A 23374-nucleotide genomic window follows, 5' to 3' on the forward strand; every position below is an offset into this window, starting at 1 on the left:
CGACAGCGGGGCGGGAGCTCGTGATGAGCGCCCGCCCCGCTGCCTGGTGGTGGTGCAACCGTTACGGCGTGACCTTCTCGATCACGACGCTGCCGGTGCCCGCGGCGGTGCTGCGTGCGTTGACCAGCTGGACCTCACCGAAGAACTGCCGGCCCTCGGGAGCCGCACCGGCGACCACGACCTCGGCGCCGACCTGCGCCGAAGCGCCGTTCGCCAGGTTGTAGGTCTTCGACGCGTCGACCTTCAGCGTGCCGAGCGAGGCCGCGTAGTACACGTCGCGGTAGTCGTAGGTGGTCGACCCGGACGGGACCGAGTAGCCGTCGACGATGACCGTGTACGTACCGGCGGCCGGGTTGGTCAGGCTGACCTTCTCCTCGGAGCCGGCGGTGGTGCCGCTGCCGACCTGGGCCGCGCCCCGGAAGACGTACAGGTCGAGGTCGGCGTTGGCGTCCGACGTACCGCCGATGGCGAAGTCGAGCTTCTCGACGCCCGCACCGATGGTGACTGTGGTCTGGCGGGTCTGGCCCGTGGAGATCGACGGCTTGTCGACCTTGGCCGAGCCCAGCGAGCCGCCCTTGAGCTTGCCCTCAAGAGCCGCCGCGCCGTTGGTGACCTTCCAGTTCACCGCGGCGGGGGTGCCGATCTTCGCCTCGGCGATGGTCTGCACCGCCGGGTCGAAGGAGGCGCCGAGCAGCGAGACGTCCAGCTTGAACGGGTTGTCCAGCAGCGGCGACGTACGGCGCGACTCGACCTCGATCTCCCACACGCCGGGGTACGGGTCCTTGTAGGACCGTACGTCCGGGCGGCAGGTGTTGGCCGGGTTCTCGTAGTTCGGGTAGCAGTTGACCGTGGAGGTCGGGTCGACCGGCGTCCCGTACGGGTGCAGGGCGATGAACCGGGTCTGGCTGCCCGAGCGGAGCGCGCTGAGGGCGACCTCAAGGGTCTTGGCGCCCTCCGGCACGTTCACGAAGTACGAGGTGGTGCCGTTGCGCTGCACCGAGCTCGAGTTCTTGAACGCGTAACCGGGGTGGTTCAGCTCGTTGGCGACGACGACCGTGGAGAGGACCTGGTGGTCGATCCCCTTGGTCTTGCTGTCGTCCAGCTCCAGGATGGCGCTGTGCACGCCCGCGGTCTTGGCCTTCGCCGTGACCTTCAGCTTCACCGGGGTGTCGAGCGGCAGCGAGACGTACTCGGGGCTGCTCAGCTTGAAGGTCTTGTCGTTGTTCTTCCACGACAGCTTGTGCTGGACGTTGCGGTCCGGGCCCGTGGTACGGGTGACGGTGATCTCGTAGACCTTCGTCTCGCCGACCTTGAGGCCGCCCTCACGGTCGTAGAGGCCGGTGCCGAAGCCCGGGTCCTTGAGCGCGAAGTCGATCGCGGTGTCGACCGGGGCCTTCACCTTGTACTCGTGCGCCGGGTTGCCCTTCTTGGTGATGAGCTTCCAGGCACCGACGATGTCGATCAGACCGGAACCCTGGGCGTGCGCGGGCACGTCCTTGATGTGGGTCGCCGAGCTGGTCAGCGCGACTCGGAGGTCGGCCGGCGGCAGCTCCAGGTCCTTCTGCTTCGCGGCGGAGAGCAGCAGGGCCGCCGCACCGGCGGCCTGCGGCGAGGCCATCGAGGTGCCCTGGAGCATCGAGTAGCCGGGCGGCAGGGCGTAGCCCGCCTCCTTGACCGGACCACCGTCGAACCAGGTCTGGGTGGTGTTGATCGACGCACCCGGGGCCGAGATGGTCGGCGTGAAGCCGCCGTCCTCACGCGGACCGCGCGAGGAGAAGGGCAGCAGGTCGTACTTCTTGGTGACGCTGGAGCCGTAGTTCGCGGCCCACGTCTCCTTGGAGATCGACGCGCCCACCGAGATGACGTGGTCGGCCAGGGCCGGGTCACCGATGGTGTTGAGGCCCGGGCCGCTGTTGCCGGCCGAGATGACGAGCTGGACGCCGTAGATGTCGACGAGGCGCTTGTAGAGCTCGGCGCGGGCGTTGTTGCCGTCGTTCAGCGGCGGCAGGCCGCCGATCGACATGTTGACGATGTCGACACCACGGTTGACGACGAGGTCGATCATGCCCTCGGTCAGCGCGATGTTGGTGCAGCCGCCGGACCAGGTGCAGGCGCGCGAGGAGACGACCTTGGCGCCGGGCGCCGCGCCGTTCATCTTGCCGCCGAACAGGCCGTTGGCCGCGGTGATGCCCGCGACGTGCGTGCCGTGCGAGCCCTCGATCACGCCGATGTTGACGTAGTCGGCCTTGGCGCCCGCCGCGTTGTAGACCACGTTCTTACGGGTCTCGACGACGAACGGGATGCGCTCGACGATCTTGGTGGCCGGGTCGTCCTCACCGAAGTACGCGACCTGGAACTTGTCCTTGTACGGCTTGAGGGCCGTGTCGTCGGAGAAGTCCGCGTTCGCGTTCAGGTCCACGCGGATGGTGCCCTTGACCGCGTCGTACAGCACGCCCCAGACGTCGGTGGTGTCACCGTCGCGGTTGAGGTCGCCCGCCATGTCGCCGCCGGTGGTGGCCGACTCGGCGAAGGTGGCGAACTTGTAGCTGCCCGCCGGTGCCGAGTAGGTCTTGCCGCCGGACGTGAACGTCGGGCCGGTGACGGTCGCGGACATCTGCAGCCAGGTGCCGTCGCCGTCGTTCACCGGGTCGGTCGCGGTGACCCAGTCGACGATCTTGCGCTCGCCGGTGGTGGTCTTCTTCAGCGCCGGGTGGCCGAGGTCGACACCGGAGTCCAGGACACCGATGGTGATCCCGCGGCCGTCGGCCGTCGGGTTCTTCTCGACGAACTCGACCGCACCCGTCTCGAAGGAGGGGTTGTACGGGTTGGCGGCCGGGGTGTTCTTGCCCGGCGCCGGGTAACTGCCCGTGGCCTTGAGCTGCTTGGCCCCCGTGGCCCGGTCGCCCGAGGGCGTCGGGTCGTCCAGCTTGATCTCCTGCTTGAGATCGATGCCGAGAACGGACTTCAGCTTGGAGGCCGCCGCGATGGTGGTCTCGGCGGTGCTGGTCGGCACCGTCGCCCGTACGTAGCCGAGCTTGTCGTAGGTCTGGCCGAGCACGGAGCCCTTGACGGCGTCCAGCTGCTCGGTGACCTGCTCGGTCGCCCCCGGGGTGGTGGCGATCATCATCGTGACGTTCTTCTCGCCCTTGGCCTCGGCCTTGGCCAGAACCTCGGCGTCCGCTGTGCCGAGCTTGTCGCCGCGGTCGCTCGTGGCGGCCGGTTTGACGGGTGCCGGTGCCGGGTCGCCGGCGGCGAACACCGGCGAGGCGCTGGAGGCCGCGAGTGCGGCCGCGAGGCCGGCAGCGGCCGCGATGCGAGCGGCGCGTCTCGCCCCGGGTATGGAGCTGGGGGATTCCTTGGTCATCAGCATCCCTGTAATTGAAAGAGAGAGTCCGGAATTCGGTACCGGATGACCGCTCAGCCTGTCGTAAATGACAGGGCTTTGTGGAGAGTTGACGGAGACGAGACAGGTACATGGCATAGATCCGCCACTGGGGGCGATGCGTCACGAGGGATGAATGAGGCGAAAGCGCACGTCGGAGAGCCGGTTCCGGGCCTGTGGTCCGGACCAGTGGCACCAGCGGACGCTCCAGCTCCGGCTCAGCGCGGCAGCACCACCAGATACGCGGCCGGCTCCCGGTCGTCCGCCGCCATCAGCGCCGTCCGCACCACCGTGGCCTGCTGGTCCATCGCCTCGCGCAGCTTCCTCGGGGTGAGGTGGACGACCGTGACCCCCAGCCGCTCCAGATGGTCCCGCTTGGCGGCGTACGCGGACCACTGCGGCTCCTCCGGGTGCGCCGGGGCCCGGTTCCCGTACCGCCGCCCCTCCTCCGGCGCACCGAACCGGGGTGCCCGGGTGTCCAGCTCGACGGCAACGGCCTGATCCGGCCAGTACGCGTCGACCCCGCCCAGCTCCGGCCCGCCCGGCAGCCGCAGGCCGACGTTCCAGAGCGGCTCCGGCAGCCCGTGCTCGCGCACCATCGCGTACAGCCGTGCCTCCGCCACCGCCCGCCCCTCGGCCAACAGCGCCTCCACCGCGCCCACCACCGAAGGCCGCCCCAGCAGCTTGGCCACGCTCAGCTCCCGCACCACGGCGGCCGGTTCGCTGTGCCCGGCCCGCACGGCCTCGGTCAGCAGCCGGCGCACGTCCTCCGGGTCGCCCAGCCCCGCCACCGCGTCCGCCAGCGCCCGCTCCACCGGGGCGACGGGCACCCCGGCCCGCCGCACCGGTGCGGGCAGCGCGGCGGCCCGCACCACCTCCACGAAGCGGGTCGAGCGCAGCCGCCGGGTGCGCGGCACCAGGACGTCGATACGGTGCAGCGCCGCCAGGTCCGGCGCCGCGGCGAAGCCGTACAGGGCGAGCGCCGCCAGGCCGGTCACCATCGCCTCGCCGAACCCCGCGTCCGACGGCTCCGGGGGAGTGCGCCGGGAGGAGACCGGCGGGCGACCCGCGTACAACAGGGCCCCGCGCAGCCGCTCCTGGCCGCTGGGCGGCTCCGGGTGCAGCAGGTAGACCCCCGGCAGCAGATGCTGCCAGGAGCCGCCGGGCAGGCACTGGGCGGAGGTCTGCGCGGCGGAGACGCCCCGCGCCCGGAGCTGGGCGGCGGACAGGACGCGGTGCGTCACGTCCTGGAGATGATGCAGGGGGCGGGGGAACAGAGGGGACAGCGGGGAGAGCGGGGTGTTCTGGGTCATGGCCGATGATTTCCCGCCAACCCAGGGTCCCCTAACCCCTGTTACACGCCCGTCGACAATTCCGGACAACGCCGCCCTAAAGTACGGGTGTTCGAGGACCGAAAAGGGCCGTCGCACGGGAAATGAGGAGGGGGCGCGTCGGGCAGGTGTGCGAGCGCCACTTTCGCGCCGCGCACACACCGAACCCGCGCGCCCCCTGGACCCGCCCGCTCACGCCCGCGGGCTTCCGGACCCGCCCGTCCGTCTACGCCTGCGAGCCTTCGGAGTCCGTCCGTCCCTCCCTCTACGCCCGCGCGTCGCACTCCTGGCCGCGAAGCACACGCGCCAGGTCGTCCCGGGCCTCAAGGACCAGTCGGCGCAGCGCCGGAGCGGCATCCGCGTGGCTGTTCAGCCAGGCGTCGGTCGCCGCGAGCGTCTCCGGGCTGTCCTGGAGGGCGGGGAAGAGCCCCTTCACCACGTGCATGCCGATCTGGATGGACCGCTCCGCCCAGACCCGCTCGATCACCTCGAAGTAGCGGTCCGCGTACGGGGCCAGCAGCTCCCGCTGCGAGGGCTGCTCGAACCCCGCGATCGTCGCCTCGACCAGGGCGTTGGACAGCTTGTCCGACTCCACGACCGCCGCCCACGCCTGCGCCTTGACCGCCTCCGAGGGACGCGAGGCCAGGCACCGTACGTGGTGACGCTTGCCGGACGCCGTGTCGTCGCGGGCCAGTTCGGCGTCGATCGCCGCCTCGTTCGCCGCACCGTGCGAGGCGAGCGGGGAGAGGAAGGCCCAGCGCAGCTCCTGGTCGACCGCCAGGCCGTCGACCTCGGCCGTGCCCTCCAGCAGCCCGCCCAGCAGCTGGAAGTCCGCCTCGGAGCCCGCGACGGCCGCGAAGAAGCGGGCCCACGTCAGCTGGTGCTGGCTGCCCGGCTCGGCCTGCCGGAGCTCGCGCAGCGCGCCCTCGGCCAGCGCCCGGCCGCCCTCCTCGCGCCAGGCGGGGGAGGCGTAGTTCACCAGCGCCGACTGCGCCCAGGCGTGCAGCATCTGCAGGACGCCGATGTCGGTCTCGCGCCCGGCGTGCGCCAGCACCAGCGCGACGAAGTCGCGGGCGGGCAGCAGGGCGTCCCGGGTCAGGTTCCACAGGGCCGACCAGCACAGGGCACGGGCCAGCGGATCGGTGATGGAGCCCAGGTGGTCGCGGAGGGTCGCCAGGGACCCCTCGTCGAAGCGGACCTTGCAGTACGTGAGGTCGTCGTCGTTGACCAGGATCAGATCGGGCCGCTCGGAACCTGCCAGCTCCTTGACCACGGTGCGCTCCCCGGCCACGTCCACCTCGGCCCGGGCGTACCGCGTCAGCTCACCCTCCGGCGTACGCCGGTACAGGCCGACCGCGACCCGGTGCGGGCGCAGCTCCGGGTGGGAGGCTGCGGCCTCCTGGACCACGGCCAGCTCGGTCAGCGTCCCGGCCTCGTCGTAGGTCGCCACAGGGGTGAGCACGTTGACTCCGGCGGTCTGCAGCCAGGAGCGCGACCAGGCCGTCATATCGCGGCCGGAGGTCTCGGCGAGCACCGAAAGAAGGTCGCCCAGACGCGTGTTGCCGTACGCGTGGCTCTTGAAGTAGCGCCGCGCGCCCTCAAGGAAGGCGTCGCGTCCCACGTACGCCACGAGCTGCTTCAGTACGGACGCGCCCTTGGCGTACGTGATCCCGTCGAAGTTCAGCTTGGCGTCCTCCAGGTCACGGATGTCGGCCGTGATCGGGTGCGTGGAGGGCAGCTGGTCGGCGCGGTAGGCCCACGCCTTCCGGTTGTTGGCGAAGGTGATCCAGCCGTTGGTGAAGCGGGTCGCCTCGACCATCGAGAAGGAGCCCATGAAGTCCGCGAAGGACTCCTTCAGCCACAGGTCGTCCCACCACTCCATGGTGACCAGGTCGCCGAACCACATGTGCGCCATTTCGTGCAGGATGACGTTGGCGCGCCGCTCGTAGGCCGCCGAGGTGACCTTGCCGCGGAAGATGTACTCCTCGCGGAAGGTGACCATGCCCGGGTTCTCCATCGCCCCGAGGTTGTACTCCGGCACGAACGCCTGGTCGTACTTCCCGAAGGGGTACGGGTAGTCGAAGTTGTCGTGGAAGAAGTCCAGGCCCTGCTTGGTGACCAGGAAGACGTCATCCGCGTCGAAGTGCTTGGCGAGCCCCTTGCGGCACATCGCGCCGAGCGGGATCTCCAGCGTCGAACCGTCGTCCAGGGAGCGGCTGTAGTGGTCGGTCACATAGTGGTACGGACCGGCGACGACGGCCGTGATGTAGGTGGAGATCGGCTTGGTCTCCGCGAACCGCCACACCCCGCCCTCGTGCGACTCCTCGGCCCCGTTGGACCAGACCCGCCAGCCGTCGGGGGCGGTCACCTGGAAGCGGTAGGGCGCCTTGAGGTCCGGCTGTTCGAAGTTGGCGAAGACCCGGCGGGCGTCGGCCGGCTCGTACTGCGTGTACAGGTAGACCTCGCCGTCCTCCGGGTCGACGAAGCGGTGCATGCCCTCGCCGGTCCTGCTGTACGCGCACCGGGCGTCGACCACGAGGACGTTCTCGCCCTCCAGGAGCCCGTCCAGCGCCACCCGGACCCCGTCGAACACGACGGCGGGGTCGAGCGGGGCGCCGTTCAGCGTCACGGCGTCCACACCCGGCGCCACCAGGTCGGCGAAGGTCGAGGCGCCCGCACGGGCGGAGCGGAACCGGATCGTGGTCAGCGACCGGAACGTCCGCGGACCGGCGTCCCCGTCGCCCCCGTCCTTGCCCCCGTCGGCCCCCTCGGGCCCGTCGACGGCGGAACGCAGGTCGAGCTCGACCTCGTAACCGTCGACGGTCAGCAGCTCGGCCCTCTTCTGGGCCTCGTCGCGGGACAGGTTTTCTCCGGGCACGGGCACTCCTTCGTGACGCGCGTCATGTGTCGTGTTCGAACCCATTGATCCTTGCACGCGGCCGCGGGCCGGGGCAGGCGGGGAATGGCAGACCCTCCGGCGGCGTTCTCGCCAACGGTTGGAACAGGCCCTTCTGAGGAGAGACATGCCCGAGAACACCCCGGCGAACGGCAAGACCCCGGCCGATTTCTGGTTCGACCCGCTCTGCCCGTGGGCGTGGATGACCTCCCGCTGGATCCTTGAGGTGGAGAAGGTCCGCGACATCGAGGTCCGCTGGCATGTGATGAGCCTCGCCGTCCTGAACGAGGACAAGCTGGACGACCTGCCCGAGGAGTACCGCGACCTGCTGGAGAACAAGGCGTGGGGCCCGGTCCGGGTCGTCGTCGCCGCCCAGCAGCTCCACGGCGACGAGGTCGTCGGCCCCCTCTACACGGCGCTCGGCACCCGCTTCCACAACAACGGCGAGGGCCCCACCCGCGAGGCCGTCGCCGGCGCCCTCAAGGACGTCGGCCTGCCCGCCGAGCTCGCGGAGTACGCCGACAAGGACACGTACGACACCGAGCTGCGCGCCTCCCACAAGGAGGGCATCGACAAGGTCGGCCAGGAGGTCGGCACCCCGGTCATCGCGGTGCCCGGCGCGGACGGCGAGCAGGTCGCCTTCTTCGGCCCCGTCGTCACCCCCGCCCCCAAGGGCGAGGACGCGGCGAAGCTCTGGGACGGCACGCTGCTGGTCGCCTCCATCCCCGGCTTCTACGAGATCAAGCGGACCCGCACGCAGGGCCCGATCTTCGACTGACTGGGCCTTCTGCCTGGTCGGGCCGGGAGCACGCGCGTGCTCCCGGCCCGTTGTCAGTGGCGGATCGTACGGTGAGGACCATGCGCTTCTCACCGGAGATGATCACGATCGACTGTCCCGACCCCCAGACGCTGGCCGCCTGGTGGGCCACGGCGCTCGGAGTGGAAGGGACGCAGGACTACGGCGAGTTCGTCATCGTCCCCGCCACCCCCCTGGTCCTCGGCTTCCAGCGGGTGCCCGAGCCCAAGTCCGTCAAGAACCGGGTGCACATCGACTTCGCGTCCCCCGACCGCCCGGCGGACGTGGAGCGCCTGGTGGGGCTGGGGGCGACGGTGATCGGCGAGCATTCGATGCACGGTCTGTCCTGGAACGTCCTCCAGGACCCCCAGGGCAACGAGTTCTGCCTCGCCGACGAGGGCACCCAGTGACGCGCCGACGCGGGCAGCCACTGACCGGCTGAAGAGGGCAGCCGCCGGCCGACACCGCCCGGGCCCACCCCTTGCCGTGCGGTCGAACTCTCGTTCATGATCTGCTCCATGCCGACCGAGAGCCGCCGCGACAGCGGTACGGAGCGGAGTCCGGGCCCGCCCCTCCCGCGCCGGGTGCGGATCGGTTACGGCCTCGGCTCGCTCTGCACCGGCACCTTCGCCACCGTGCCCGGCCTGATCCTGCTGTACTACCTGACCAATGTGCTGGCCGTCTCCCCGGCCCTCGCCGGGGCGGCGGTCTTCCTGCCCAAGGCCTGGGACGTCCTGATCAACCCGCTCGTCGGCGCGCTCTCCGACCGCAGCCGGCTGCGCGCCGGCCCGCGCCGGCCGTTCCTCCTCATCGGCGCCTGCACCCTGCCGCCCCTCTTCGCACTGATCTTCGCCGCACCCCCGGTGCGCGGCATGGCCGCCGCCGCGTACGTCGCCGCCCTCTTCCTGCTCGCCGCGACCGCCTACGCGGTCTTCCAGGTGCCGTACGTGACGATGCCCGCCGAGATCACCGACGACCCGGCCGAACGCCGCCGGGTGCTGAGCTGGCGAGTGGCGTTCCTCGGGGCCGCGATCCTCCTCTCCGGCGCGCTCGCCCCGGCCATCGCCCATGCGGACGGTGGCACTCCGGCGAGCTACCGGCTGATGGGCGTCGCCGTGGCCGTCCTCCTCGCGGTGGGCATGTTCGGCGCCTGGTTCACCACCCGGTGGGCCCCCGCCGTGGCCCGCTCCACCGCCGAGCCCTCCCTCCGCGCCCAACTGGCCGTGGCCCGCACGAACCGGCCCTTCCTCTTCCTGTCGGGGATGTGGTTCCTCCAGGCGCTGGCGGTCGGCGTGATGCTGGCGGGGGTCCAGTACTTCGCCACGTACACCCTCGGCTCCCCGGGCGCGGTCACCCCGCTCTTCGCCTGCCTGATCGGCCCGCTGGTCCTGGTCATGCCGCTGTGGACGAGGCTCGCCAGACTGCGCGGCGCGAAGTACGCGCAGGGCTGCGCCACGCTGCTGTACGTCGCCGGGGCGGCGGCCCTCGCCCTCACCGGCCAGGTGGGCAATGCCCTCGGATACGCAGCCGTAGCGGTCATCGGCATCGCCTACGCGGGCCTCCAACTGCTGCCGCTCACCCTCCTCGCGGACACCCTGGCCGCCGACACCGCCCGCACCGGCAAGCGCCGCGCCGCCACGTTCACGGGCCTGTGGACGGCGGCCGAGACGCTGGCGTTCGCGCTGGGCGCGGGCGTCTTCGCCCTGGTCCTCACGGTGACCGGTTTCCGCTCCTCGGACGCCGACCACGAGGTCGCCCAGCCCGCCGCCGCGCTGACCGGCATCACGGCGGGTATGAGCCTGCTGCCCGCACTCCTCGCCGCCGCGAGCCTGTGGCTGCTCCACCGCTACCGCGAGGACCCCGCCGACGCCCCGAAGGACGCCACCCGTGCAGCCTGACCCCACCGCAAGCACCGAAGAGGCCCACGCGCTCCCCGCAGGCCGCCCGGCGGCAGAGATCCTCACCGAACTCAAGGCGCTGCGCACCGCCGACGCCCCCACCCGGGGCGGCCGGACCTTCGCCTACGTCTACGACGCCGGACGCGAGGGCCTGGGCGAGCTGGCCGCCGAGGCCTATGCCGCGTACGCCACCGTCAACGGGCTCGACCCCACGGTCTTCCCGAGCGTGGCGCGCCTGGAGAACGACCTGGTCGGCGCGGCGGCGGCCCTCCTCGGTGCCCCACCCGGCGCCCAGGGCACCTTCACCAGCGGCGGCACCGAATCGATCCTGCTCGCGGTCAAGACGGCGAGGGACCACGCCCGTTCGACCCGAGGCGTGACCGACCCGCAACTGGTGCTCCCCTCCACCGCGCACGCCGCGTTCCACAAGGCGGCCGCCTACCTGGGCCTGGAACCGGTGGTGGTCCCGGTGGACCCGGTGACGTACAAGGCCAACCCGACCGCGATGGCCGCCGCGATCACCCCCCGTACCGCCTTGGTCGTCGCCTCGGCCCCCTCGTACGCGCACGGGGTCATCGACCCGGTGGCGAGGATCGCGGAGGCGGCGGCCGAGCACGAGGTGCTGTGCCACGTGGACGCGTGCATCGGCGGCTGGCTGCTCCCGTACCTGCGCCGGGCGGGCCGCACGGTCGAACCGTTCGACTTCTCCCTCCCCGGCGTCACATCCATCTCGGTGGACCTGCACAAGTACGGCTACGCGGACAAGGGCGCCTCGGTGGTCCTCTACCGGAACGCCGAACTCCGCCGCCACCAGTACTTCACCCACGCGGGCTGGCCCGGCTACCCGGTGGTCAACCCGACGGTCCAGGGCACCAAGTCGGCGGGCCTGCTGGCCCAGGCGTGGGCGGTGCTCCAGCACATAGGCGAGGACGGCTACACATTCCTGGCCGCACGCGTGGCGGAAGCCTCCGACCACCTCCTGGAGGGCCTGCGCACCACCCCGGACATCCACATCCTCGGCGAACCGGAGGCGGGCCTGGTCGCGTTCACGGTCCTCACCTCCGCCACACCGGACCGGCCCTCCGGCACACCCGACCTGAGCCTGCTGCTGCACCTGGCCGACGAGATGCGCGTACGCGGCTGGTACCTCCAGCCCCAGCTCTCCTTCGACGGCCTCCCGCCCAACCTCCACCTCACCCTGACCCCCGCCACGGTGGACCGCGTGGAAGCCCTGCTCACGGACCTGCCCGAAGCCCTGACAACAGCCCGCACCCTCCCCCCGGCCACCGCCGACCCCGCCCTCACCGACCTGGCGGCGACCCTGGACCCCGACACCCTCACCCCGGACGACGTGGCGGGCATCCTGGCCTTCGCGGGCCTGGGGGAGGGGGGCGGCCTTCCGGAGCGCATGGCCCCGGTGCTGTTCCTGCTGGACGCGCTGCCGGGCCGGCTGAAGGAACGGCTGCTGACGGAGTTCGTGGGGTCGGTGTTCCGGCTGGGCTGAGGGGTACGGCGACCGGGCAGGAGTGGCTCAGGGGCGGTCGGGGTCGGGGTCGGTGGAGTCGTCCTCGGATATGTGCGGCTGAACCCGTGGTGCCGCCAACGGCCCAGCGGTAGTCTCGCGGCCCCGGTAAGCCTGTACGACCCGGAGGTCCGCATGGCTGATCAGCCGCTCAAGGCTCACTTCGTCGCCGATCCGATCGAGCTTCCCGACGGCCGCAGGGTCCGCGTCAGCGCGTACCCCGACGGCAGCATTCGGTTCAGGGTGGACGGGCTGCCGTACGTCCTCACCGAGGCGTACCTCAGCGGTAACCCCGAGAAGGACAAGGCGATCCTGAAGATCTCGCCCGGCAAGCAGGGAAGCAACGCCTCTCACAACTACGCCGAGTTGCTGGAGAGCAGGAACAAGGACAAGGGCTGAACGACCCCGAGCGCGCCCGGCCTCCCTTGCGGAGGCCGGCGGCGCTTCGCGTCTCAGTCCCGGGGAGCCGCCGCCTCCAGCTCCGTCACCGTGCCCGACATCACCGTACGGATGTGGTGCGTCAGGTGGTCCGCAGGCCAGTCCCACCAGGCCACCGCCAGCAGGCGCGCGATGTCCGCCTCCTCGTAGCGGGTGCGGATCAGGCGGGCCGGGTTGCCGCCGACGATGCCGTAGTCCGGGACGTCCGAGACGACCACGGACCGGGAGCTGATGATCGCGCCGTGCCCGATGCGGACGCCCGGCATGATGACCGCCTCGTAGCCGATCCACACGTCGTTGCCGATCACCGTGTCGCCCCGGTTGGGCAGGCCCGTCAGCAGATCGAAGTGGTCGGCCCACGAGCCGCCGAGCGTCGGGAACGGGAACGTGGACGGGCCGTCCATACGGTGGTTGGAGCCGTTCATGAGGAACCGCACCCCCGTCCCCAGCGCGCAGAACTTGCCGATCACCAGGCGCTCCGGCCCGTAGTGGTAGAGCACGTTCCGGGTCTCGAACTCCGTGGCGTGCTCCGGGTCGTCGTAGTACGAGTACGCCCCCACCTCGATCAGCTCCGAGGTGACCAGCGGCTTCAGCTGCACCACGCGCGGCTGGCCCGGCATCGGGTGCAGGGTGGTGGGGTCGGCCGGGACGGGCGTGGGGTCAGAACTCATGGGGTCGCTTCCGGGGGAGGGGTACGGGCAGGCGCGCGAAGGTCATCGTGGCAGTCCTGCCCGGTGAGGCGCGGGGATTTTCGGCGCCGCCCTGCGCCGCCCCCGCCCCGCACCCGACCCGCATCGGCTCCCCCTGTGACCAGTCCGCCGCCACGCCCCGCATCACCAGCGCGCTGTCCAGCACCGCGCTGCCCGGGGGAAAGCGGTCCAGGTCCTCGAAGAACGAGGAGCGTACGGTACGGGGCCGGCCCGCCGTCACCTTCCAGGCAGCCGTGGACAGTTCGAGGACGTCCAGGTGGGTGCCCCCGGCGTTGGGGGAGAGGCCCCGGCTTCCGAGGCGGAAGAACTCCGACGCCTCCGCCAGGTCCGTGAACAGCCCGCTCCCGTGCAGCTCCTCGGCCGGCTCCACCGTCGCATCGACCTCCACCTCGCCGTCCCGGGTCGCGAACGCCACCCGTACCGCGTCGGCCTCCTCCCGCACCGTGAAGTCCGCGCGGCCGTGCTCGCCCGGGTAGATCCGGCCGCCCGCGAAGGCGTTGAGGCGGGAGGCGGTGTCGCGGCGCGGGATGTAGACGCCGCGCTCGACGCCGTCCGGGCCGTCCCACTCGACGGAGATCCGGTGCGCCGCGTTCTCGCTGGTCAGCCCGGTCGCCGCCGGGGCCCAGCCGGGGCGGACGCCGCCGATCCGGAGCAGGCAGATCCCCGCCACCGCCTGGCCGCGCACCAGTTGGGGCCGCAGCGGTGCGGGCAGCAGGGCCGCCGCCACGTACGGGTCCACCCGGTAGTTCACCAGGAGACGGCGTTCGATGGTGCTGGACAGCCGGGGCCGGATCATGAGGCGTCGCCTTCCGGGGCTGGGCGCCACTTCGTGTGGCGGAGCACGATCTGTTCGGGGCACACGGCGCTCAGGAAGCGCCCCACGCACATGGCGAGGCGCTCCTCGGCGAGCGAGTAGAGGATGCGGTTGGCGTCGCGGCGCTCGGTGACGAGCCCGGCGCCCTTGAGCACGCCCAGGTGGCGCGAGATGGACGGGGCGCTGATCGAGAACCGGCTCGCGATCTCCCCGGCGGCCAGCTCGCCCCCGCGCAGATCCTCCAGGATCTGGCGGCGGGTGGGGTCGGCCAGCGCACGGAAGGCGCTCGCCTCGTCTTCGGAATCAGAGGAATCAGAGGTGGAAGTGGCGGAGGGGGGTTCCATGCGCCATGTTTAGCATATGAGCTAAATAGCTAACAACCCAGTTCAGGGCATGGGAGAGCCCCCGCGAGTCATGTCCTCGCGAGGGCTCTCCGTTCATCCGCCTGCCGAAGTGAAGGTTGAGAAGACGATCACGAGGCAGGACGTACTGTCCGCCGGAGCGGAATCAGGGGGCGAGCAGCAGTACGTCCGCGCGCTCCTTGGCCGCCGCGTAACGCTTCGCCACGTCCTGCCAGTTGACGACCTGCCACATCGCCTCGATGAAGTCCACCTTCTGGTTCTTGTACTGAAGGTAGAAGGCGTGCTCCCAGGCGTCGAAGACCAGGATCGGGACCGAGCCCTGGCCGACGTTGCCCTGGTGGTCGTAGACCTGCTCGACGATGAGCTTGCCGCTGAGGGGCTCGTACGCGAGGACGCCCCAGCCGGAACCCTGCGTGGTGGCGGAGGCCTTCGTCAGCTGGGCCTTGAAGCCCGCGTAGGAGCCGAAGGACTCGGTGATCGCGTCGGCCAGGTCGCCCACGCCGTCCGCCGCGAGGGGCTCGCCGCCGCCGTCGCCGGTCATGTTGTGCCAGTAGATCGAGTGCAGGATGTGGCCGGAGAGGTGGAACGCGAGGTTCTTCTGGAGGCCGTTGATCGCGCCCCAGGCCTCCTTGTCGCGGGCCTCTTCCAGCTGCTCCAGGGTGTCGTTCGCACCCTTGACGTATGCGGCGTGGTGCTTGTCGTGGTGCAGCTCGACGATCTGCGGGTTGATGACCGGTTCGAGCGCCGCGTAGTCGTACGGGAGTTCCGGGAGCGTGTACGTGGCCATGATGCGAGCCCTCCGACTGCTGGGAATGCCGTCCAGTTGTTATTGCAACCTATATGCAAGAGCAGGCTAACAGCAGGAAGGTTCACGAAGTGATCAGCCCTTGGGCCTAGGACCAGGGGCGCAGGGGGGCAGGGGGTGGCGTCGCGGGCGTGGCGCGCACGCGTGGCGGGCCCGTTCGATGGGCCGACGGGCCCGCCGGGCGGATCAGTGGGTGGGGTCGCTGCCCTTCCGCTCCTGCGGGTCGACGCCCGTATGGGCGGAGGCGTCCTTCTCGCCGCTGGGGCGCCGGGACCTGCCCCGGCGGCCGGTCTCCCGCATGTCGGAGTCCCCGCCGCGGTCCTCCCCGCGGCTCGTCGAACTCTCCGTCGTGGTGCCTTCCAGGGAGGCCCGCTTCTCCTCCTCGGCCGGCTTCCTGCGGGGTCGGTCCGGCTCCGGGGCGTACGTGTCCGGGTGGAACGAGCGGTGAGCGCTGGGATTGGCCTTCTGTGTCGTTTCATCGACATCGGGGGCCCAGCCGTGCTGCCCCTCGCCCTCGAACCTGCTCGGCCCCTCGCCGTGCCGGGGCGGTTTCTTCGACATGGTGAGCCTCTCCCTCTCGCCGGGTGTCCTATTATCCTCCCTTTTCTTGTTATAAAGGCGGTCTGTCTTCTCGCCTGCCTCTCTTCCCGCGAGCACCCATGTTTGGACGCCGCTTCCGGGGGGACCCGGCCAAGCAGCCGGGCGGCTCGGGGCCGGGGGACCGCAGGTGCGCCGCTCGCCGCCCGCCCCACCGACCAGGAGGACTTGATGGCACCCCCCAACGCCCCCCAGGGATCCGGCGCTCACCCCCGTGACCCGAAGCTGGCCCTGCCGGTCGCGGACGCGGCGGGCTGGGGCCCGCTCGACGTCCGGGCCGTCGACACGGTCCGGCTGCTGGCCGCCGACGCGGTGCAGAAGGCGGGCCACGGCCACCCCGGCACCGCGATGAGCCTGGCGCCCCTGGCGTACCTGCTCTTCCAGCAGGTCATGCGCCACGACCCGGCCGACGACCAGTGGCTCGGCCGCGACCGCTTCGTGCTCTCCTGCGGGCACTCCAGCCTCACCCTCTACATCCAGCTGTACCTGAGCGGTTACGGCATGGAGCTGTCCGACCTGGAGGCGCTGAGGACGTGGGGCTCCAGCACCCCCGGCCACCCGGAGTACCGCCACACCCGGGGCGTCGAGATCACCACCGGGCCGCTCGGGCAGGGGCTCGCCTCCGCCGTCGGCATGGCCATGGCGGCCCGCCGGGAGCGCGGTCTGCTCGACCCCGACGCACCCGCCGGCACCAGCCCCTTCGACCACCACGTGTACGTCGTCGCCTCCGACGGCGACCTGATGGAAGGCGTGACGTCCGAGGCCAGTTCACTGGCCGGACATCAGGAGCTCGGCAACCTCGTCGCCTTCTACGACTCCAACCACATCTCCATCGAGGACGACACCGACATCGCCTTCAGCGAGGACGTGACCGCCCGCTACGCCGCGTACGGCTGGCACGTCCAGACCGTCGACTTCACCCGCACCGGCGACTACGTGGAGGACGTCGACGCCCTCCTCGCCGCCGTCGAAGCGGCGAAGAACGAGAGCGGCCGCCCCTCCCTGATCCTGCTGCGCACGATCATCGGCTGGCCCGCGCCCACCAAGCAGAACACCGGCAAGGCCCACGGCTCCGCGCTCGGCGACGACGAGGTCGCCGCCACCAAGAAGCTGCTCGGCTTCGACCCGGACGCCGACTTCACCGTCGAGGACGACGTACTCGAGCACGCCCGTGCCGTCCGCGAGCGCGGCGCCGAGGCCCACCGCGCCTGGGAGCCCCGCTACCAGGAGTGGCGCTCCGCCCACCCCGAGCGCGCCGCACTCCTCGACCGGCTGCTGAAGCAGGAGTTCCCCGACGGCTGGACCGACAGCCTCCCCGTCTTCGACGCCGACCCCAAGGGCATCGCCACCCGCAAGGCCTCCGGCGATGTGCTGACCGCGCTGGCGCCGGTGCTGCCCGAGCTGTGGGGCGGCTCGGCCGACCTCGCGGGCAGCAACAACACCACCATGGAGGGCGAGCCGTCCTTCGTCCCGGCGTCCAAGCAGACCGACGAGTTCCCGGGCAACCCCTACGGCCGTACGCTCCACTTCGGCATCCGCGAGCACGCCATGGGCGCGATCCTCAACGGCATCGCGCTCCAGAGCCTCACCCGCCCCTACGGCGGTACGTTCCTGATCTTCAGCGACTACATGCGTCCGGCCGTCCGCCTCGCCGCCCTGATGAAGCTGCCGGTCACCTACGTCTGGACCCACGACTCCATCGGCCTGGGCGAGGACGGACCCACCCACCAGCCCGTCGAGCAACTGGCCGCACTCCGCGCGATCCCCGGCCTCGACGTCGTACGGCCCGCCGACGCGAACGAGACCTCCGTCTGCTGGCGCACCGTGCTGGAGCACCACGACCGGCCCGCCGGCCTCGCCCTCACCCGGCAGCCGCTGCCCGTCCTGGAACGGGGAGAGGGTGCGTACGCCCCCGCCTCCGGAGCTGCCCGGGGCGGCTACGTACTCGCCGACAGCCGGGGCGCCACCCCGGACGTGATCCTCGTCGGCACCGGGTCGGAGGTCCACATCGCCCTGGCGGCGCGCGAGCTCCTGGCCGCCGAGGGGCACGACGCGCGGGTGGTCTCCATGCCCTGCCGCGAGTGGTTCGCCGACCAGCCGTACGCGTACCAGGACGAGGTGCTGCCGCCCGGCGTACGGGCCAGGGTCAGCGTCGAGGCCGCCGTCGCCCAGGGCTGGCGGGACGTCGTGGGCGACGCGGGCCGCATGGTCAGCCTGGAGCACTTCGGCGCCTCGGCCGACTACCAGCGCCTGTACGAGGAGTTCGGCATCACACCCCGCGCGGTCGCCGACGCCGCCCTGGCGAGCATCCGCGCGGCAGCCGCCGGCTCCGTCCGGCCCGGCGGCGAGCGCCCCGGCGCCACCCCGACCGAGGGCGGCACCGCCGACGCCGGCTGAACCCCACCCGACACACCCACCCGTCGACCGTTTCCCGAAAGCGAAGAGGAGCCCCATGTCCCCCGCACGCACCCCCCGTTACACCGTCCCCGGCCTCGGCGTCGACGAGGGCCGGCAGGTCATCGACCTCCTGACCCTGCGCCTGCACGCGCTCAACGACCTCGCCCTGACCCTCAAGCACATCCACTGGAACGTGGTCGGACCGCACTTCATCGCCGTCCACGAGATGCTCGACCCGCAGACCGCCGCCGTACGGGACATGGCCGACGCGGCCGCCGAACGCATCTCGGCCCTGGGCGGCGAGCCGCAGGGCACGCCGGGCGTCCTGGTCAAGGAGCGCACCTGGGACGACTACAGCGTCGGCCGCGCCGACGCCATCGCCCACCTCGGCGCCCTGGACCTCGTCTACACCGGGATCATCGAGGCCCACCGCGAGGCGGTCGAGAAGGCGGGCGAACTCGACCCGGTCACCGAGGACCTGCTCATCGAGCACCTCCGCGGCCTGGAGCAGTTCCAGTGGTTCGTGCGCGCGCACCTGGAGAGCAGCTCCGGCACCCTGTCCAACGCCGGTGCCGACACCGAGGTGGCCGCGGCCGCCGCCGCGTCCCCGAAGCGGGCGACGGCCAAGCGCACCCCGGCGAAGAAGACGGCGCTGCCCGCCCCCGCCAAGAAGACGGCGGCACCGGCGGCCAAGAAGACCGCCAAGAAGACGGCGAGCAAGCGCACCACACGCTGAGGTCAGGAACCACCCGCTGGGAATCAGTCGGCGGCCCTACCGCCGCAGCCCCTCCCGCGCCTGCACCGCGATGTCCGGGAAGTCCGTCACCACCGCGTCCACGCCCTGCCCGTAGTGGAAGGCGTACTCGGTGAACGCGTCGCCGAAGTCGTTCGGCGCGGTACCCCGGCGGTGGGCGGCCGGGAGGTACTGGTTCTCCGCGCGGAAGGTGTACGCACCGACCTTCAGGCCCGCCGCATGCGCATCCGCGAGGAGCGTGTGCGGCGGGACGAGGGAGGACTTGTCCGGGCCGATCCACTGCGCGTACGAGGCGATCTCCCGCAGCCCGGCCGGGCTCATCATGTCCTTATAGGTCGCCGCGTGACCATAAGGGGAGCCGCTCGTACCCAGCGCCTGCCAGAGGGGCAGGCCGAGACGGGCGGCGGCGATCCGGTGCAGGCTGGACGGTTCGAAGGACTGGACGACGCACTCCCGGGCGGTCAGCCGGTTGCGGCGGATCACCCGGATCAGCTCCTCCTCCAGCGGCAGCCCGATCGAGCGGAAGTACGTCGGGTGCTTGGTCTCCGGGAAGACCGCGATCCGTCGGCCCGACTCCCCGGACAGCCGCCGGGCCAGGTCGATCACCTCCTGGAAGGTCATCACCCGCCCCCGTCCGTCGAAGACCGTGTTCCGGTTGCGGACCAGCGGCAGCCGCTCCACCGTGCGCAGCGTCCTCAGCTCGCGCAGCGTGAAGTCCTCGGTGAACCAGCCGGTCACCGCCCTGCCGTCCACCGTCCTCGTGGTGCGGCGGTCCGCGAACTCCGGCCGCCCGGCGACATCCGTCGTCCCGCCGATCTCGTTCTCGTGGCGCACGACCAGGACATGGTCCTTCGTCGGTACGAGGTCCGGCTCGATCCAGTCGGCCCCGGCCCGCACCGCGTAGGTGTACGCCTCGGCGGTGTGCTCGGGGCGCCAGCCCGCCGCCCCGCGGTGGCCGATGACCAGCGGGCCGGAAGCGCGGTGCCGGACCGGGGTGGCCGCGCCGGCCGGGGCGGTGGCGGCTGCCGTGACGGCCGCGGTGGCCAGGAGGACCGAACGACGCCTCGGTGCAGGGGACATGACAGCTCCTCGGGTGGCGGAGCCTCCACGGAAGCGAGGGCGGATGACATCCCGGCGTACGGCGTCCGACCCTGCCGTGTCCGGTGGCCCACCTCTTTCCCCCGCCGCGCCGGCGCCCGTACCGGAAGGGCGAACCCCGGGCCCCGCCCCGTATCCGCACACCGCCGCTGGCCATAATGCGCTGGTGAACAGACCCCCCGTGCCGCTGCCCGCCGAACACATACCCCCCGGCACCGCCGACTGGCGGACCCCCGACGCCGGGCGCTGGCTCGCCGCCGTGCCCGCCCGGTGGGCGCACCCGCTCTGGGCGGTGCTGGCGCTGGTCGCCACGGCGTTCTGGTACGTGGACGGGGCTCCCCTCACCCCCTGTACGTCCGCCGAGCCGTGCGGCACCGACTGGTCGGGCCTCGGGATGACGGCCGTGCTGGTGCTGACCCCGTACTGGGTGTGGCGGCAGCCCCGGCTCGCCCTCGCCGGGCTGGCGGTCGCCCTCGTGGGGTTCGCCGAGGACGGCGGGTTCACCGAGTCGTTCGGCGAACCGTACGCGCTCGGCTACCCCGTGGCCGCCGCCTTCACCACCGCCGGGATCGTCCACCGGCTGGCTCTCGCCGGCCGGCAGCGGACGCTGGCCCTGGAGGCGGCCGGGCCGGTCGTCCAGCCGCTGCCCGCCGCCGCGCTGACGTTCCGCCGGGGCCGGTTCTCCTTCGCCCTGGCCGCGCTGCTGCTCGCCGTCGCCGGGTTCGGCTCCTGGCAGGCCCAGCAGGTCGCCGACGCTTACGAGGAGCGGGCCGCGAGCGCCACACAGCTGTCCGGACGGGTCGCGGCGCTGGAGCAGGACGGCGACGCCGACATCCTGAAGGTGGAGGCCGACGAGCGGACCCATCGCTTCGAGACGGCCTTCCCCGAGGACTTCCCCGTGGACAGCCAGGTCGACATCGTGGTGGACGGCGACTGGGCGGCGCTGGTCGCGGAGCCGTACGACGCCTTCGGCTGGGAGCTGCTGGTGCTGGCCGGCTCCGTCGCGGCGCTGGCGCTTTTCGCGAACGGAGTGGACGGACGGACCCGTTCGGTACGGCTGCGGCGCGGGGCCCTGCCGGTGCTGAAGGTGCTGGTGCGTGAGGACCACGAGGACGGCCGTACCTGGGTGTTCGCGGCCGACGACACCGAGACCCTCCGGCCGATCCTGCACTTCCACTCGTTGCACGCCTACGAGGAGGAGGACGAGCACGAGGGGGCGGCGGGCGGGGGAGAGGGCGATGACGAAGCGGAAGCCGTCGACCTCACCAAGGTCAGGGCGATCCTCACCGGCGACGACCCGCCCCCGCCGCTGCGCGAGGCACTCCTGTACGGCGCTCCCTACGCCGGCGCCGAAGTCGCCCTCGCCGCACGCCTCGACGCGGACGAGGCCGAGGTGGTGGTCGAGTGCAGCGTCACCGCCGTGGAGCCGGCCGCCCCCGGGCTGGTGACGCGCGGACCGAAGCACCGTGAGCGGAACAGCGAGCAGCGGCCCGTCGAGGAGATCGCCGCCTCCATGACGCCCGCCACCGGCCTGCGGGTGTGGAAGGCACACGGCTTCTCGCGCGCGGTGGGCCTCGGCCTGCTGGTGGTGCAGGGCGGCGGCATCTGGGCCATGGTCGACGACGGGCCGTCGTGGCACTGGTTGTGGCTGCCCCTCGCCCTGCCGTGGCTGGTATCGGCCGTGTCGACGGCCCTCACCTGGCGGATCACCGCCGACCGTGACGGGCTCTGGGTGACCGGGGCATGGCGCGTGCGGCAGCTCCCGTGGGACGCGATCACCGCCGTACGCCACTCCGAGGACGGCATCCGCGTCGGCACGGGCAAGGACCACCCCAACGTGGAGCTGTCCCCCACCGGCTGGGCGTGGCTGGAGCGCCGCCTGGGCCGCGAGCCGTACGCGGTGCGCGCCGCCGAGGAGGTGCGGGCGCTGCTGCTCCGCCCGGAGCTGCGGCCGGCCGAGGAGGCGCCGACGGCACGACAGGGCATGCCGGTCGGGCCGCCCCTGGTGGCCGTTTCGCTGCTCTGGGGCGCGGCGGTGCTGCTCCTGCTGTGAGAGGACGGAGCAGGGGGGCCGCCCGGAGGGCGCCTACTTCCGCTGCGCGGGGATCCCGGCGGCGCCGTCGTTCCCCCGACGCCGCTGACGTACGACACCGATGCCGATCAGCACCGCCGTCAGCGCCCCCGTGGCCAGCAGCTGGTCGCGGGTGTCCGGCTGGCGCAGCATCAGCAGGAAGATGCCCACCATGCCCACCAGGGCGACGATCGTGAGGACCGGGAAGAGCCACATCCGTACGACGAGCTTCTCGGGCTCCTCGCGCTCGGTGCGCTTGCGCAGGATCAGCTGGGAGACGGCGATGAAGATCCACACCACCAGGATCACCGCGCCGATCATGTTCAGCAGCCACGGGAAGACGTCGTCCGGCCGCCAGTAGCTGAGCAGCACGCACAGGAAGCCGAACACCGAGGAGAACAGCACCGCGTTGCGCGGCACCCCCGAGGAGATCCGGCCGAGTACGGCCGGCCCCTGGCCCCGGGCGACCAGGGACCGGGCCATCCGCGAAGCGCCGTAGATGTTGGCGTTCATCGCGGAGAGCAGGGCGATGAGGATGACCACGTTCATGATCTGCGCGGCGCCGCCGATGCCGAGGTGGTCGAGCATCGCGTAGAAGGGGCCGACCTCGGCGACCTTCGGGTTGTCCCAGGGGACCAGGGTGACGATGACGGCCATCGAGCCGATGTAGAAGACCGCGATGCGCCACATCGCCGTACGGACCGCCTTCGCGACGCCCTGCACCGGGTTCTCGGACTCGGCCGCGGCGATGGTGACGGTCTCCAGGCCGCCGTACGCGAAGACGGAGGCGAGGAGCCCGATGATGAAGCCGTCCATGCCCTTGGGCAGGAAGCCCCCGTCGCCGGTGAGGTTGGTCAGGCCGGGCGCGTCCGTGTCGGGCAGCACGCCGAGGATCGCCAGCAGGCCGAGCACCAGGAACAGGGTGATGGCGATGACCTTGAGGGCGGCGAACCAGAACTCGAACTCGCCGAAGTTCTTCACGGCGGCCAGGTTCGTCCCCAGGAAGATCACCATGAACAGGGCGACCCAGGCCCACTCCGGTGTCCCGGGCAGCCAGCCGCTGACGATCTGGGCCGCGCCGATGCCCTCCAGGCCGACGGCGACGCAGAGCAGGAACCAGAAGGACCAGCCCGCGGTGAATCCGGCCCAGGGGCCGATCGCCCGTTCGGCGTGCACGGAGAAGGAGCCGGAGGCCGGGTTGGCGGCGGACATCTCGCCGAGCATGCGCATCACCATCATGACGAGCAGCCCGGAGATCGCGTACGCGACGACGATCGAGGGCCCGGCGGCGGCGATCCCGGCCCCGGAGCCCACGAAGAGCCCGGCGCCGATCACCCCGCCGAGGGCGATCATCGAGAGGTGCCGCTGTTTGAGACCGTGGGTGAGCGCGGAGTCGGCCGTCGCCGGCGCGGGAGTCACGGGGGCTGCGGAGTCAGCGGTGGGGGGAGACGCGGAGGTCCGATCCATGGACGAGCTCTGTTCGGTAGGTGAGACGGGGGACGA

At 71.6% G+C, this 23374-nt stretch carries 18 protein-coding genes; 8 read left to right on the forward strand and 10 right to left on the reverse strand.

Translation table 11 applies throughout. From position 1 onward, the window contains the following. Positions 1-61: 61 nt before the first annotated feature. The 3 genes from IE264_RS01980 to pepN all read right to left on the reverse strand — a co-directional run bounded on the left by IE264_RS01980 (position 62) and on the right by pepN (position 7591). On the reverse strand, positions 62-3370 hold the full coding sequence (locus tag IE264_RS01980) for a S8 family serine peptidase (protein WP_190167564.1): 3309 nt from the start codon (positions 3368-3370) through the stop codon (positions 62-64). A gap of 230 nt (positions 3371-3600) precedes the next feature. Next, complete coding sequence (locus tag IE264_RS01985) at positions 3601-4695, reverse strand: hypothetical protein (RefSeq protein ID WP_032753298.1); 1095 nt, start codon at positions 4693-4695, stop codon at positions 3601-3603. Between the two features lie 283 nt (positions 4696-4978). Continuing rightward, positions 4979-7591, reverse strand: a complete 2613-nt coding sequence (pepN, locus tag IE264_RS01990) for an aminopeptidase N (protein WP_032753296.1) — start codon at positions 7589-7591, stop codon at positions 4979-4981. Positions 7592-7736: 145 nt separating this feature from the next. Between pepN and IE264_RS01995 the strand changes: the two genes are divergently transcribed. The 5 genes from IE264_RS01995 (at position 7737) to IE264_RS02015 (ending at position 12224) form a co-directional block, all read left to right on the forward strand. Further along, entirely contained in the window at positions 7737-8387 is a 651-nt protein-coding gene (locus IE264_RS01995; protein ID WP_032753294.1) for a mycothiol-dependent nitroreductase Rv2466c family protein, read from the forward strand. Positions 8388-8467: 80 nt separating this feature from the next. After that, positions 8468-8815, forward strand: coding sequence for a VOC family protein (locus IE264_RS02000; protein WP_015608537.1), 348 nt, complete (start codon positions 8468-8470; stop codon positions 8813-8815). A gap of 108 nt (positions 8816-8923) precedes the next feature. Further along, on the forward strand, positions 8924-10303 hold the full coding sequence (locus IE264_RS02005; RefSeq protein WP_032753292.1) for an MFS transporter: 1380 nt from the start codon (positions 8924-8926) through the stop codon (positions 10301-10303). Then, the gene (locus tag IE264_RS02010; protein ID WP_032753290.1) at positions 10293-11807 is read left to right on the forward strand and encodes a pyridoxal phosphate-dependent decarboxylase family protein; all 1515 of its coding nucleotides are present in this window, start codon (positions 10293-10295) and stop codon (positions 11805-11807) included. Before IE264_RS02005 ends, IE264_RS02010 begins: the two co-directional genes overlap by 11 nt. 153 nt (positions 11808-11960) lie before the next feature. Continuing rightward, the gene (locus tag IE264_RS02015; RefSeq protein WP_015608534.1) at positions 11961-12224 is read left to right on the forward strand and encodes a hypothetical protein; all 264 of its coding nucleotides are present in this window, start codon (positions 11961-11963) and stop codon (positions 12222-12224) included. A gap of 53 nt (positions 12225-12277) precedes the next feature. Here the strand turns inward: IE264_RS02015 and IE264_RS02020 are convergent, their stop codons facing one another. From IE264_RS02020 to IE264_RS02040, 5 genes are all read right to left on the reverse strand, one after another. Then, positions 12278-12934 (reverse strand): CatB-related O-acetyltransferase, encoded by a 657-nt coding sequence (locus IE264_RS02020; protein WP_032753288.1) that lies wholly within the window; start codon positions 12932-12934, stop codon positions 12278-12280. Further along, positions 12924-13769, reverse strand: coding sequence for a DUF2071 domain-containing protein (locus IE264_RS02025; protein ID WP_229887345.1), 846 nt, complete (start codon positions 13767-13769; stop codon positions 12924-12926). Before IE264_RS02025 ends, IE264_RS02020 begins: the two co-directional genes overlap by 11 nt. Then, positions 13766-14131: a metalloregulator ArsR/SmtB family transcription factor gene (locus tag IE264_RS02030; protein ID WP_015608531.1), complete on the reverse strand. Its 366-nt coding sequence runs from the start codon at positions 14129-14131 to the stop codon at positions 13766-13768. The genes IE264_RS02025 and IE264_RS02030 overlap by 4 nt, the downstream gene beginning before the upstream one ends. Positions 14132-14294: 163 nt before the next feature. Continuing rightward, complete coding sequence (locus tag IE264_RS02035; RefSeq protein WP_015608530.1) at positions 14295-14936, reverse strand: superoxide dismutase; 642 nt, start codon at positions 14934-14936, stop codon at positions 14295-14297. A 204-nt stretch (positions 14937-15140) separates the two neighbouring features. Continuing rightward, entirely contained in the window at positions 15141-15515 is a 375-nt protein-coding gene (locus tag IE264_RS02040) for a hypothetical protein (RefSeq protein ID WP_015608529.1), read from the reverse strand. A gap of 207 nt (positions 15516-15722) precedes the next feature. On the opposite strand from IE264_RS02040, the gene tkt reads away from it, so the two are divergent. Together tkt and IE264_RS02050 are read left to right on the forward strand one after the other, a co-directional pair. After that, a complete protein-coding gene (gene tkt / locus IE264_RS02045) occupies positions 15723-17948 on the forward strand; it encodes a transketolase (RefSeq protein WP_032753286.1) in 2226 nt (741 codons plus the stop codon). Positions 17949-18003: 55 nt separating this feature from the next. Continuing rightward, positions 18004-18684 carry a Dps family protein gene (locus IE264_RS02050; RefSeq protein WP_015608527.1) on the forward strand — a complete coding sequence of 227 codons (681 nt, stop codon included), beginning with the start codon at positions 18004-18006 and terminating at the stop codon, positions 18682-18684. A gap of 36 nt (positions 18685-18720) precedes the next feature. Here IE264_RS02050 and IE264_RS02055 read toward each other — a convergent pair whose 3' ends face one another. Then, positions 18721-19782 (reverse strand): glycerophosphodiester phosphodiesterase family protein, encoded by a 1062-nt coding sequence (locus IE264_RS02055; protein WP_032753284.1) that lies wholly within the window; start codon positions 19780-19782, stop codon positions 18721-18723. A 43-nt stretch (positions 19783-19825) separates the two neighbouring features. Between IE264_RS02055 and IE264_RS02060 the strand changes: the two genes are divergently transcribed. Then, entirely contained in the window at positions 19826-21853 is a 2028-nt protein-coding gene (locus IE264_RS02060) for a hypothetical protein (RefSeq protein ID WP_229887346.1), read from the forward strand. Between the two features lie 33 nt (positions 21854-21886). On the opposite strand, the gene IE264_RS02065 is transcribed toward IE264_RS02060, so the two are convergent. Beyond that, positions 21887-23338, reverse strand: a complete 1452-nt coding sequence (locus IE264_RS02065) for an amino acid permease (protein WP_015608524.1) — start codon at positions 23336-23338, stop codon at positions 21887-21889. Positions 23339-23374 lie beyond the last annotated feature (36 nt).

The organism is Streptomyces microflavus (assembly GCF_014650075.1).
Classification (GTDB): Bacteria; Actinomycetota; Actinomycetes; order Streptomycetales; family Streptomycetaceae; genus Streptomyces; species Streptomyces microflavus.

What these genes read in the sequence shown, in the direction of transcription:
- IE264_RS01980 (WP_190167564.1), bottom strand. Translation starts at nt 3,370, where the DNA reads ATGCTGATGACCAAGGAATCCCCCAGCTCCATACCCGGGGCGAGACGC.
- IE264_RS01985 (WP_032753298.1), bottom strand. Translation starts at nt 4,695, where the DNA reads ATGACCCAGAACACCCCGCTCTCCCCGCTGTCCCCTCTGTTCCCCCGC.
- IE264_RS01995 (WP_032753294.1), top strand. Translation starts at nt 7,737, where the DNA reads ATGCCCGAGAACACCCCGGCGAACGGCAAGACCCCGGCCGATTTCTGG.
- IE264_RS02000 (WP_015608537.1), top strand. Translation starts at nt 8,468, where the DNA reads ATGCGCTTCTCACCGGAGATGATCACGATCGACTGTCCCGACCCCCAG.
- IE264_RS02005 (WP_032753292.1), top strand. Translation starts at nt 8,924, where the DNA reads ATGCCGACCGAGAGCCGCCGCGACAGCGGTACGGAGCGGAGTCCGGGC.
- IE264_RS02015 (WP_015608534.1), top strand. Translation starts at nt 11,961, where the DNA reads ATGGCTGATCAGCCGCTCAAGGCTCACTTCGTCGCCGATCCGATCGAG.
- IE264_RS02020 (WP_032753288.1), bottom strand. Translation starts at nt 12,934, where the DNA reads ATGAGTTCTGACCCCACGCCCGTCCCGGCCGACCCCACCACCCTGCAC.
- IE264_RS02025 (WP_229887345.1), bottom strand. Translation starts at nt 13,769, where the DNA reads ATGATCCGGCCCCGGCTGTCCAGCACCATCGAACGCCGTCTCCTGGTG.
- IE264_RS02030 (WP_015608531.1), bottom strand. Translation starts at nt 14,131, where the DNA reads ATGGAACCCCCCTCCGCCACTTCCACCTCTGATTCCTCTGATTCCGAA.
- IE264_RS02035 (WP_015608530.1), bottom strand. Translation starts at nt 14,936, where the DNA reads ATGGCCACGTACACGCTCCCGGAACTCCCGTACGACTACGCGGCGCTC.
- IE264_RS02040 (WP_015608529.1), bottom strand. Translation starts at nt 15,515, where the DNA reads ATGTCGAAGAAACCGCCCCGGCACGGCGAGGGGCCGAGCAGGTTCGAG.
- tkt (WP_032753286.1), top strand. Translation starts at nt 15,723, where the DNA reads ATGGCACCCCCCAACGCCCCCCAGGGATCCGGCGCTCACCCCCGTGAC.
- IE264_RS02050 (WP_015608527.1), top strand. Translation starts at nt 18,004, where the DNA reads ATGTCCCCCGCACGCACCCCCCGTTACACCGTCCCCGGCCTCGGCGTC.
- IE264_RS02055 (WP_032753284.1), bottom strand. Translation starts at nt 19,782, where the DNA reads ATGTCCCCTGCACCGAGGCGTCGTTCGGTCCTCCTGGCCACCGCGGCC.
- IE264_RS02060 (WP_229887346.1), top strand. Translation starts at nt 19,826, where the DNA reads ATGACATCCCGGCGTACGGCGTCCGACCCTGCCGTGTCCGGTGGCCCA.
- IE264_RS02065 (WP_015608524.1), bottom strand. Translation starts at nt 23,338, where the DNA reads ATGGATCGGACCTCCGCGTCTCCCCCCACCGCTGACTCCGCAGCCCCC.